The following is an 11548-nucleotide window of genomic DNA, read 5'->3' as shown; positions in this document are numbered from 1 at the left end:
CCTGCAGCTTCAGGAAGGCGATCACCGAGCCGCTGAAGGCGACCGAGCCGATCAGCGAGCCGAGCACAGCGAGGGTGCCGACCACCGGTCCGTGCACCTCGGCGCGGGCGAACTCGACCGCCGCGATCAAGGCCGCCGCACCACCGCCCATACCGTTGTAGATGGCGACCATCTGCGGCATATCTGTCATCTTCACCACGCGTCCGGCCCACCAGGCGACGCCGCCGCCCAGCACGATCGCGATCGCGATCAGCGCCATATTGCGCATGCCGGGCACGAAGAAGGTGGCGGCGGTGGCCAGCACCATGCCGACCCCGGCCCAGGCGATGCCGCGCCGGGCCTTCGCCGGCGACGCCATCGCCTTCAGGCCGACGATGAACAGCACCGAGACCAAGAGGTAGATCCCGTTGACGATCCATTCCATGGGTGATCAGGCCTCCTGGCCCGGGTTGGGGAGCTTCTTCTTCGGAGCGAACATGGCCAGCATCCGTTCGGTCACCACGTAGCCGCCGGCCGCGTTCGCGGCACCCAGCAGCACGGCCAGGAAGCCCAGCACGATCTGCAGCGGCGTCTCGGCATGGCCCAGCGCGTACATGGCGCCCACCAGCACCACACCGTGGACGAAGTTCGAGCCGGACATCAGCGGCGTGTGCAGGATCACCGGCACCCGCGAGATCACTTCGTAGCCGGTGAACGCGGCCAGCATGAAGATGTAGAGGTAGAGCAGATCGGTCATGTCAGGCGTCCCCTTCCTGGGTGCCCTGCGGAGCGAGGTCCTCCAGGCCCAGCACCTGCCGGGCCAGTGGATGCACCACGGCGCCACCCAGGGTGAGGGCGGTGCCGGCGATCACCTCGTCGGTGGTGTCGATGGCGAGCGTTCCCTCGGTGACCATCGGTGCGGTGAAGTTGAACAGATTCTTGGCGAACATTTCCGAGGCGTGCACCGGCATGCGGCTGGGCAGGTTGATCGGACCGACGACATGCGCCGAGCCGACCCGCACTTCGGAGCCGGCAACCGTGCCGGCCACGTTGCCACCCTGCTCGGCGGCCATGTCGACCACGACGGCGCCGGGGCGCATCGCCTTGACCATCATCTCGCTGACGATCAGCGGGGCCTGCTTGCCCGGGACGGCCGCGGTGGTGATCAGCACGTCGCTCTGGGCGATCGCCTTGCCCAGCTTCGCCTCCTGGGTGCCCTTCTCGGCCTCGGTCAACTCGCGGGCGTAGCCGCCCTCGCCGACGGCGCTGACGCCGGTGTCGACGAACTTGGCGCCCAGCGATTCGATCTGCTCCTTGGTCTCGGGCCGGACGTCGTAACCCTCGACGATCGCACCCAGCCGCTTCGCGGTCGCGATGGCCTGCAACCCGGCGACACCGGCACCGATCACCAGCACCCGGGCCGGCCGGACGGTGCCCGCGGCGTAGGTGAGCATCGGGAAGAACTTCGGACAGCGCGCGGCCGCGATCAGCGCGCACTGGTAACCGGCCACCGCGCCTTGGGAGGACAGCACGTCCATCGACTGGGCGCGCGAGATGCGGGGGAGTAGTTCCATCGCGAACGCGTTGACTCCGCCGGTGGCCAGGGCGCGGACCCGATCCGGGTCGGCGAACGGTGCCAGGGTGCCGATCAGGACGGTGCCGGGCCGCAGCGCCGCGACCGTTTCCGGCGACGGCGGGCCGATCGTCCAGACGACATCGGCGGCGGCGAGCACCTCGTCGGTGCTCCGCGCCCAGGTGACCTCGCCGAGCGAGTGGGGGGTGATGTGGGCCCGGTCGGTGGCGCCGTCCTGGATCACCAGGGTCGCACCCAGGGCTCTCAGTTTGGTCGCCACGTCGGGCACGATCGGGGTGCGCCGCTCGGCTGGATCGGCGCTGACTGGAATGCCGAGAACGAAGCCCATGGCTGTGGCTCTCTTCCCTCGCCTTGTCAGACGTTGTCAGACGGTGATGATTCCATCCAACCCCGGTGTACCGGCCTTGTCACATCAGGCGTGGAGCAGTGTGTCGTGCACTAGGATTCTTCGGTGGATTATCGCGTGGCGGACCTGAACCTGGCCGATTTCGGACGCAAGGAGATCGCTCTCGCCGAGCATGAGATGCCCGGGCTGATGGCGATGCGGGAACGCTACGGGGACTCGAAACCCCTTGCCGGTGCCCGGATCGCGGGTTCGCTGCATATGACGGTGCAGACCGCGGTGCTGATCGAGACCCTGGTGGCGCTGGGTGCCGAGGTGCGCTGGGCGTCCTGCAACATCTTCTCCACCCAGGACCAGGCCGCTGCCGCGGTGGTGGTCGGTCCGAACGGCACCCCGGAGGATCCGCAGGGGGTGCCGGTGTTCGCCTGGAAGGGTGAGACGCTGGCCGAGTACTGGGCCTGCACCGAGCAGATCATGGACTGGGGCGATCGGCGTCCGAACATGATCCTGGACGACGGCGGCGACGCCACGCTGCTGGTGCACAAGGGCGTCGAGTTCGCCAAGGCAGGCGCGGTGCCCGAGCCCGGTGCCGGGGATTCGGCCGAGTATGCGGTGGTGCTGCAGCAGCTGCGGTCATCCGGGCTGGACTGGGTGGCGATCTCGAACGAGCTCCGCGGCGTCACCGAAGAGACCACGACGGGCGTCCATCGGTTGTACGAGATGGCCAAACAGGGTTCGCTGCTGTTCCCGGCGATCAACGTCAACGATTCGGTCACCAAGAGCAAATTCGACAACAAGTACGGCATTCGGCATTCGCTGATCGACGGCATCAACCGCGGCACCGACGTGCTGATCGGCGGCAAGACCGCCGTGGTCTGCGGCTACGGTGACGTCGGCAAGGGCGCCGCGGAGGCGCTGGCCGGCCAGGGCGCCCGGGTGATCGTCACCGAGATCGACCCGATCTGCGCGCTGCAGGCGTCGATGGACGGCTACCAGGTGGCTCGGCTCGACGACGTGCTTGACGTGGCCGACATCGTCATCACCTGCACTGGCAACCGTGACGTGGTGACGGTCGATCAGATGGCGAAGATGAAGCATCTGGCGATCGTCGGCAACATCGGGCACTTCGACAACGAGATCGACATGGCCGGGTTGGAGGCCTACCCGGGTATCGAACGGACCGTGATCAAGCCGCAGGTGGACCGCTGGACGTTCCCCGACGGCCATTCGATCCTGGTGCTCTCCGAGGGCCGGCTGCTGAACCTGGGCAACGCCACCGGACACCCGTCGTTCGTGATGAGCAACTCCTTCACCAACCAGGTGCTGGCCCAGATCGAACTGTTCACCAAGACGGCCGAGTACCCGGTCGGCGTCTACACGCTGCCCAAGGAGCTGGACGAGGAGGTCGCCCGGCTGCACCTGGCGGCGTTGGGCGTCCGGCTCACCGAGCTGACTCCTGCCCAGGCCGACTACCTCGGCGTCCCCGAGCAGGGCCCGTTCAAGCCGGACGCCTACCGCTACTGACACCCGGCGTCCGCAGTCACTCGTCCGCTCTCGCGTCATCCCGGGCTTGCCCCGGGATCCCCCGAAGAGGCGGCTGCTTCTCGCCGGTCGAGCTTGTCGAGGCCCTTCGCGATCCCACGCTGACAAGAGGTTTCGACACGCTCAAGCACCGAGGCCCGGTGGGTGCGAGTGCTGGGTCAGATCGAGGCTCGCGCGACGAAAGGACAGGAGATCAACTCGACCCCCGGTGGTGAACCGACCGGATCGAGAAGCACCTCGACAGCCCGGGCGCCCATCGCCCAATACGGCAGTGCGACCGTGCTCAACCGCGGATGCAGATGGTCGGCGATCTCGACGCGGTTGTCGAAACCGACGACGGCCACGTCGCCCGGGATCCGCAGGCCGCGTTCCTTGATCGCGTCGTAGGTGCCCATCGCCATCCAGTCGTTGGCGCAGAAGATGGCCGTCGGCGGGTTCTTCAGGTCGAGCAGGTCGTGGGCGTGGCCGGCGGCCGATTCCTGCCACCAATCGCCGGCGCGGACCAACTGCGGATCGGTGTCGATACCGGCAGCGGTGAGCGCATCGGTGTAGCCCTGCAACCGTCCACGGGACGCCGGGAAGGACGCCGGCCCGTTGATCAGCCCGATCCGGACGTGCCCGGCGTCCAACAACGCCTGGGTCGCGGTCCGTCCGCCCTGCACCTCGTCGGGCAGGATGGCCGGCACCGGCCGGTCGATGGGGGGCTCCGCATAGCAGTTCACCAGCACCGAGAGCGACTCGTCGGCGGCAGCCGGGGGAGAGAAGGCCGTGTGATATTCGGTGGCGAAGATCAGGCCGTCCACCCGCCACTCCAGGAAGTGCTCCACCGCGGCCTGGGCGGCGCTCGCCGAGCCTCCGGTATCGACGATCAGCAGGGTTCGGCCGCGGGCCAGTGCTGCGTCCTGGGCGCCCTTGACGATTTCGACCGAGTAGGGCCTGGTCACGATGTCGCTGGTGAGCAGGCCGAGCACGTTGGTGCGCTCGCCGCGCAGGCCGCGGGCCATCGGATTGGGCCGGAACCCCAGTTCGGCCGCGGCTGCCAGCACCCGTTCCCTGGTCTCGTCCGGGATGGCGATGTTCTCCACACCGTTCAGGACGAACGAGACCGTCGTCCGAGACACACCGGCCCGGGCGGCGACATCACGCTGCAACGGCCGCCGCTGGGATGAGGGCTTGGCGCGTTCGGTCATGGCGCCATTCTGCTGCAGGGCATTGACTCGTGCTAGTAACACGAGTTAACGTAGCGATGTTCGCCCTACCGGCCCGTAGTCAACGCTGATTCGGAGGCAAGAAGATGTCCACACCCGGTTCCTCGATCCCGGCCCTGAGCCGGCGCAATTTCCTCAGCCTCGGCGCGGCCGCGGTCTCCACTGCGGCACTGACCGCCTGCGGTGCCGGTGGCGCCGCGCCCAGCGCGGCCCCGTCCGGAGGCGGCGGAGGCTCCTTGACCGTGCTGTGCGAGGCCGGCGGCAAGGCCGAACTGACACCGGTCGCCGACGCCTTCAGCAAGCAGACCGGCACCCAGGTGACCTTTGTCGAACTGCCCTACGACGGTCTCTACAACCGCTTCAACACCGAGCTCGCCGCCGGCACGCCGTCCTTCGACGTCGCCGCGATGGACGCGATCTGGCTGCCCACCTTCGCCGGCAAACTGCTGCCGCTGGACGATCTCTTCACCGACGCCGTGAAAGCCGATCTCTTTCCGTCGCTGGTCTCCGGCGCACAGATCGGCGGCAAATACGTCGGCATGCCGGCGTGGGCGAACGCCGAGATCCTCTTCTACCGCAAGGACCTGTTCGAGGACGCCAAGGAGAAGGCCGCGTTCAAATCCAAGTACGGCTACGACCTGGCCGCCCCGACGACCTGGGACCAGTTCAACGACGTCGCCCAGTTCTTCACCCGGGGTACCAAGCTGTACGGCACCGACGTCAAGGGTGCGGTCGAGACGGAGTGGCTGGCCCATGTGGTGCAGGCCGGCGCCGCCGGGCCGGTCCTCGATCCCTCGGGTGCGGTGATCATCGACGATGCAGCGCATGTGTCGGCGCTGAAGTTCTACAGCGATCTCTACACCAAGCTGAAGGTCGCCCCGTCCGGCGCGGCCCAGGTCGATTGGGCGGCTGCGCAGAACCTGTTCAACCAGGGCAAGACCGCAATGACCCGGTTCTGGGCGCACGCCTACCGGCAGATCCCCAAGGATGCCGCGGTCTACGGCAAGGTCGGAGTGGCGCCGATGATCGCCGGCACCGCCGGTGTCGGGGCGATTCCGGGGCCGTGGTACCTGTCCCTGCCGGCCGGTGGGGCGCAGGGCGAACTGGCCAAGAAGTTCGTGCAGTTCGCCTACGACAACAACGAGTTGAGCTTGCAGTCGTCGCTCGGTCTGGCTGCCCGCAAGTCGGCCTTCCAGGCCTACGAGAAGAAGGAGGGCTTCGAGTCCTTCGGTCCGCTGATCGCCACCTTGGACGGCCCGGCGACCAAGGCCCGTCCGAGCACGCCGAAGTGGCAGCAGATCGTGGACACCGTGCTGGTGCCGACCATCCAGGCCTCGCTCGCCGCCGGGGCGGATCCGCAGGCGCTGCTCACGGCGGCGCGGGCAAAGGTGGAGCGCCTTGTCAAGTGATGTCGCGACCACGACCACGCGGGCACCCGGCGAAGCCGGGCCCGCGCGTCGCCGTCGCGGTATGACGGACAACCAGTACTCGATGCTGTTGATGGCGCCGGCGGCGATCTTCCTGGCGATCCTGGTGGTCTGGCCGGTGGTCAAGTTGGTCGTCGACAGCTTCTACAACCTCGATCCGCTGGCGGGCACCTCGGAGTTCATCGGCCTCGGCAATTACGTCGACACCCTGACCTCCCCGGACTTCCAGGCGGCTGCCGGGCGCACCGTCGTGTACACGCTGCTGGTGGTGGCAGCCGAGTTCGTCCTGGGCCTGGCCACCGCGCTGCTGTTCCACGCCCTCGGCCAGCGCAGCCGGGTGTTCCGCAGTCTGTTCCTCTACCCGTTGATGATCGCTCCGGTGGTTGCCGGTCTGCTTTGGCGATTCCTGCTCATCGACAACTTCGGCATCATCGGCACGTTGCTCGCAAACGTGGGCGTGCTCAGCGATCCGAACCAGATCGGCTGGCTGAGTAACCCCGACATCGTGCTGTTCTCGGTGGCTATTCCCGACATCTGGCTGACCACGTCCTTCATGACGCTGGTGCTGTTCGCCGGGCTGCAGAACCTGCCCGGCGACGTGATCGAGGCCGCGCGGCTGGACGGGGTGGGCGGTTGGCGCATGCTCACCCGGATCATGCTCCCGCTGCTCCGTCCGGTGATCGCGGTGGCCCTCATCGTTCGTGGCGTGGACGCTGCGAAGGCCTTCGACGTGATCCTGATCCAGACCAACGGTGGCCCCGAGCAAGCCTCGACGACGCTCAGCTTGTTGATCTACCAGACCATGGTCCGCTTCGGTGATCCCGGCCTGGCGTCCGCGATGAGCGTGCTCTACATGATCGCCATGCTGATCGTCGCCGTGATCGCGATCGGAACGATCTGGCGTCCAGGGAAGGAGTCCTGATGTCCGCCGAAGCAACACCGGCAGTCGGCTCGCGGGCAGGCAGGGTCCTGCTGTGGGCTCTGCTGATCCTGGTCGTGGTGCTCTACGGCTTCCCCTTCGTCTACCTGGCGCTGACCTCGTTCAAGGCGCCGATGGAGGCCATCGCGGTGCCGCCCACCGTGATTCCGCAGACGTGGAGCCTGGAGAACTACACGATCGCGATCTCCACCTTCGGGGTGGTGCCCTCTTTCATCAACAGCGTGACCACCGCGGTGATCAGCACCGTGCTGTCCATCGTGTTCGCGGTGCCGGCGGCCTATGCGATCACCCGGTTCAAGACGAAAGCCGGTCAGCTGTTCGTCTTCTCCACCCTGGTCACCCGGATGGTTCCGCCGGTTGCGATCGGCATTCCGCTGGTGATGATCATGACCGGGGCGGGCCTGCGTGACACCCCGACCGGGTTGGCATTGAGCCACACGGCGATCTCGTTGCCACTGTCGATCTGGCTGTTGACCAGCTTCTTCGATGCCGTGCCGATCGAACTGGAGGAGGCGGCCGCCGTCGACGGCGCCAGCCGGTTGCGCACGTTGGTCTCGGTGGTCGTTCCGGTGGTTTCCGGCGGCATTGCCGTGGCGGCCATCTTCGCCTTCCTGGCCTCGTGGAACGAGTTCCTGTTCGCCCTGCTGCTGACCGCGGTCAGGGCACAGACCACGCCGATCGTGATAGCCAACTTCCAGACCCAGTTCGGTCTGCAGTGGGGCGCGATGACCGCGCTCGCCGTGCTCTATTCGCTGCCCGTGATCGCTGTCACGTTCCTGCTGCAGAAGCGGATCGTCGGCGGACTCACCATGGGTGCGGTCAAGGGCTGAACCTCCCAGAGGCCCCGTCCGGGGCCGTCCATGCGGCGTCCCCGGACGGGGCGTTGCCTGTCTTCGAAAGGAATCACCATGAAGTTCTGGCGACCCACCAGCCCGCTCGGCGGGCTTCCCTACCTGAAGCGGGGGCGCTCCGGGCGCTCGTCCAGCTACGACCGCACGGGCGGCAACCGCGACTTCGCCGTCGTCCAGCCCGGCGAGACCCATGTCCTGGCCGACATCTCCGGAAGCGGCGTGGTCGAACACATCTGGCTGACCACCCGCTGCTACTCGGAGAAGTACCTGCGCAAACTGGTGCTCGAGATGTACTGGGACGGCTCGCCCACCCCGAGCGTCCGGACCCCCCTGGGCGACTTCTTCGGCGTCGGCCACGCCACCGCCGTGCACTACGTGTCGCTGCCGCTGAGCATGGTGTTCGGCCCGCGCCGCGGACCGAAGGGTCCGTTCGCGGCGGCGATGAACTGCTATTTCCCGATGCCGTTCCGTGACGGCGCCCGGATCGTGCTGCGCAACGAGAGCGACAAGCCGGTCGAGAACTTCTTCTACTACGTGGACTACGAGCTGACCGACGAGCCGGCTCCCGATCACGTCGGGCTGTTCCACGCGTTCTACCGGCAGGAGCGTCCGACGACGAAGGTGGAGCATGCGAGTGTCGAGGCGAACCCGGCGCCCTGGGACCTGCCCGGCCTCAACACCACGGGGGACGACAACTACGTGATCCTCGACACCGAGGGCGACGGCCACTACGTCGGGTGCCTGCTCAACATCGACAACTTCAACGCGTCGAATCAGGTCTACACCTGGCCGGGCGAGGGCGACGACATGTTCTTCATCGACGGCGAACCGTGGCCGCCGCGGCTGCACGGCACCGGCACCGAGGACTACTTCGGCGCGGCCTGGGGATTCCCCAGCGGCGCCTACGCCGGCCCCTACCACGGCATCAGCCTCGCCTCGAGCGTCCAGGAGCACTTCGGCACCTGGAGCCTGTACCGGTTCCATGTCGAAGACCCCGTTCGGTTCACCCGCTCACTGCGGTTCAGCATCGAGCACGGTCACGCCAACGATCAGAGCAATGACTATTCGAGCGTCGCGTACTGGTACCAGACCGAGCCGTCCGAGTCGATCACTGAACTGCCGCCCGTGGAGACCCGGCTGCCGCGCCGCTGGCCCGAGCACGGGCTCTGGGACGAGTGACCGCGTAGCCGGTCGCGACTGGGTCTCGGCAGACGGTGGGTCAGCCGGGTCTCGACAAGCTTGACCAGCGGGTGGGTGGACCCGGTCACGCTGAATGGCAGGCAGTCCCCGTCCTAGGCCTCAGTGGGGTAGGCGGGCCGGAGCACTCAGTCTGGCGCTGATGGTTTTGTCCAGGAATGCTGCTCCGGCCACCGCAACGAGGTAGACGACGATGTCGCGGGCGTCGAAGCCGGTCCCGAGAACCAGCGCGATGGGCGGGAAGGTTGCGGCCCAGGCGGCGGGAAGTCCGGTGAGCTGGAACAACTCGATCGCCACGCAGAGTGAAGCCGCGACGACGGCGGCCACTGCGGGACGAGTCCGCGGCGCCAGGAGGACGACGACCAGATAGATGAGGATGGCGTACAGGGCATCGCCGGCGACGTCGGACGCGGCGCCACGGCGAAGTGCGAAGCGCACCGCCAAGCCGGCCAACACTGTGGTCACGGCGAGCCCGGCCGCGACCAGCCTGCGACGTCGGGCAGTCGTCATCGGGCACCGCCGGAAGCCTGCGGTCGACTTGCGAGCATCTCGACAGGCTAGCCGGACGGCTCCGGTGAGAGGGCGCGCGGTGTCGGGCTGCGTTCCTCACAGCGGAAGTGGCTTTCCATGATCGCTGCGACGCCTTCCAGATGCCGGTCAATGCGGTGCAGAAGCCGTGGCAGAACAGCAGCAGCTCGCGCTGTGCAGGCTGGGTGGACGCACCGCCGGCCCACGCCGTGCGGGTCAGCCGCAGAGCTTCGCGCAGCCGTCCATGAACGGTCCGCGGTTCGTGCTTCCAGGCGATCAGCCTGGCTCTCTCGCCCTCAGTCGCGTGCGGGGAAAGGGGTCGACGCGATCATCGTCGTCTCCTTCGTGTCCGACGCCTCCATGCCTGACGCTGCCTGCCACCGACACGCGACGCTGGCCGCAGACTCCCATCACTTGCCCGGGACGCCGCCTCAGCAGGGTCGTCGAGCGTACGTTTGCACCCATGGAACCGCGTCACGACAAGCTCGCCCATGCCCGCTCATTCGGCGAGGTCGCCGACGTCTACGAGGCGGCGCGCCCCGGGTATCCGCCGGTCGCGGTGTCGTGGCTGGTGCACCCCGACGAGGTGCGGGTGGTCGACGTCGGAGCCGGCACCGGCAAGCTCAGCCGGGTCCTGCTGGCCACCGGACACGAAGTGGTCGCGGTGGATCCCTCCGCCGAGATGCTGGACGTGCTGCGCACCCAAACCCCGGACATCGGGACGCTGGTCGGCACCGGGGAGCAGTTGCCGATCCCGGACGGCTCGGTCGACGCGGTCAGCTATGCACAGGCCTGGCATTGGGTCGATCCGCGGGCGGCGTCCGCGGAGGCGGCACGGGTACTCAAGCCGGGCGGCACGCTCGCGCTGATCTGGAACTTCCGCGACGAACGGGTGGATTGGGTGCGTGAACTGGGCGTCGCGATGCGTGCCGACACCGGCCAGTACACCCCGGGTGCGGATGAGTTTCCTCACGTGGACGCACCGTTCGGTGCGCCCGAACGAGCCCAGTTCGAGTGGCGGCAGACCGTCGATCGCGACGACATCCTCCGGCTGGCCGCCTCCCGCAGCTACGTCGCTGTGATGGACGCCGACGGACGTGAACAAGTGCTCGCCGCCGTCCGTGAACTTCTGGATACCCACCCGCAGACGGCGGGCGAGGAGACTCTCTCGTTGCCGTACGTGACGGTGGCGTTCCGCTACACCAAGCCATAGTCCGGGAGGTCTTGGTCGAGCTCGTCGAGATCTGGACGAGCCCTGGCAAGGTTTTCGGCAAGCTCCACCAGCGGTGGGCGCCAGCGCAGCCAGGGCCGATGCGGCCATCGTCGGCTTGGCTAGGGTCGTTGTTCTGCTCCGGTCAACCCGGGCGGGCGCCGGGTAGCAAGCAGGAAACTGCCGATTCGCTCCCGTTGGGCCACTGCGGTAAAGTCTGGGGTTGGCGTCAGGACGCCCGCGGAGCCCCAAGAGCCGCCCATCGATCACCCAAGTATCGAGACCATTAGGTCGGGCAGCGCCGCGCAACGGGAAACCGAGAGGAGAGCAGCCCCTTCATGGACGCTGATCTGAAGAAGAAGACCATCGAAGAGTTCGCGACCAAGCCGGGCGACACCGGTTCGCCGGATGTGCAGATCGCGCTGCTCACCCGCCGGATCGCCCACCTGACCGAGCATCTCAAGGTGCACAAGGGCGACCACCACAGCCGCCGTGGCCTGATGCTGCTGGTCGGCCAGCGCCGCCGGCTGCTGAACTACGTCGCCAAGCAGGACATCGAGCACTACCGCGAACTGATCGCGCGTCTCGGCCTGCGTCGCTGACTTGATGAGGGGAGTGGCTCCGGCTGCTCCCCTCACTCCATTCCCGGGTTTCGACAAGCTCAACCAACGACAGGGTTTCGACAAGCTCAACCAACGGAACTCGATCACCGGGAAACAACTGAATATC

12 protein-coding genes are annotated in these 11548 nt (G+C 67.3%); 7 read left to right on the top strand and 5 right to left on the bottom strand.

Going from position 1 to position 11548, the window contains the following annotated elements:
- From Q0066_RS08755 to Q0066_RS08745, 3 genes are all read right to left on the bottom strand, one after another.
- Positions 1-424 (bottom strand): NAD(P)(+) transhydrogenase (Re/Si-specific) subunit beta (locus Q0066_RS08755; protein WP_298132067.1); only part of this gene is annotated, 424 nt, incomplete at its 3' end.
- Positions 425-430: 6 nt separating this feature from the next.
- Complete coding sequence (locus tag Q0066_RS08750) at positions 431-736, bottom strand: NAD(P) transhydrogenase subunit alpha (protein WP_298132065.1); 306 nt, start codon at positions 734-736, stop codon at positions 431-433.
- A 1-nt stretch (position 737) separates the two neighbouring features.
- Positions 738-1901, bottom strand: a complete 1164-nt coding sequence (locus tag Q0066_RS08745; protein ID WP_298132063.1) for an NAD(P) transhydrogenase subunit alpha — start codon at positions 1899-1901, stop codon at positions 738-740.
- 123 nt (positions 1902-2024) lie between these two features.
- Between Q0066_RS08745 and ahcY the strand changes: the two genes are divergently transcribed.
- Positions 2025-3440 (top strand): adenosylhomocysteinase, encoded by a 1416-nt coding sequence (gene ahcY / locus Q0066_RS08740; RefSeq protein ID WP_298132062.1) that lies wholly within the window; start codon positions 2025-2027, stop codon positions 3438-3440.
- Between the two features lie 176 nt (positions 3441-3616).
- Here the strand turns inward: ahcY and Q0066_RS08735 are convergent, their stop codons facing one another.
- Positions 3617-4648: a LacI family DNA-binding transcriptional regulator gene (locus Q0066_RS08735; RefSeq protein WP_298132060.1), complete on the bottom strand. Its 1032-nt coding sequence runs from the start codon at positions 4646-4648 to the stop codon at positions 3617-3619.
- A gap of 104 nt (positions 4649-4752) precedes the next feature.
- On the opposite strand from Q0066_RS08735, the gene Q0066_RS08730 reads away from it, so the two are divergent.
- The 4 genes from Q0066_RS08730 (at position 4753) to Q0066_RS08715 (ending at position 9063) form a co-directional block, all read left to right on the top strand.
- Complete coding sequence (locus Q0066_RS08730; RefSeq protein WP_298132058.1) at positions 4753-6075, top strand: sugar ABC transporter substrate-binding protein; 1323 nt, start codon at positions 4753-4755, stop codon at positions 6073-6075.
- Between the two features lie 61 nt (positions 6076-6136).
- A complete protein-coding gene (locus tag Q0066_RS08725) occupies positions 6137-7015 on the top strand; it encodes a sugar ABC transporter permease (RefSeq protein WP_298132056.1) in 879 nt (292 codons plus the stop codon).
- Positions 7015-7863 (top strand): carbohydrate ABC transporter permease, encoded by an 849-nt coding sequence (locus tag Q0066_RS08720; protein WP_298132054.1) that lies wholly within the window; start codon positions 7015-7017, stop codon positions 7861-7863. Before Q0066_RS08725 ends, Q0066_RS08720 begins: the two co-directional genes overlap by 1 nt.
- Before the next feature lie 78 nt (positions 7864-7941).
- A complete protein-coding gene (locus Q0066_RS08715) occupies positions 7942-9063 on the top strand; it encodes a glycoside hydrolase family 172 protein (RefSeq protein ID WP_298132052.1) in 1122 nt (373 codons plus the stop codon).
- Between the two features lie 120 nt (positions 9064-9183).
- Here Q0066_RS08715 and Q0066_RS08710 read toward each other — a convergent pair whose 3' ends face one another.
- Positions 9184-9591, bottom strand: coding sequence for a DUF2809 domain-containing protein (locus Q0066_RS08710; protein WP_298132050.1), 408 nt, complete (start codon positions 9589-9591; stop codon positions 9184-9186).
- A 481-nt stretch (positions 9592-10072) separates the two neighbouring features.
- On the opposite strand from Q0066_RS08710, the gene Q0066_RS08705 reads away from it, so the two are divergent.
- Both Q0066_RS08705 and rpsO read left to right on the top strand, forming a co-directional pair.
- On the top strand, positions 10073-10822 hold the full coding sequence (locus tag Q0066_RS08705; RefSeq protein WP_298132047.1) for a class I SAM-dependent methyltransferase: 750 nt from the start codon (positions 10073-10075) through the stop codon (positions 10820-10822).
- A gap of 335 nt (positions 10823-11157) precedes the next feature.
- Positions 11158-11421: a 30S ribosomal protein S15 gene (gene rpsO / locus Q0066_RS08700; protein WP_298132046.1), complete on the top strand. Its 264-nt coding sequence runs from the start codon at positions 11158-11160 to the stop codon at positions 11419-11421.
- Positions 11422-11548: the final 127 nt, after the last annotated feature.

Source organism: Micropruina sp. (assembly GCF_027492755.1).
In the GTDB taxonomy this organism is placed as follows: Bacteria; Actinomycetota; Actinomycetes; order Propionibacteriales; family Propionibacteriaceae; genus Micropruina.
This window is presented reverse-complemented; position numbering and strand designations above follow the sequence as displayed.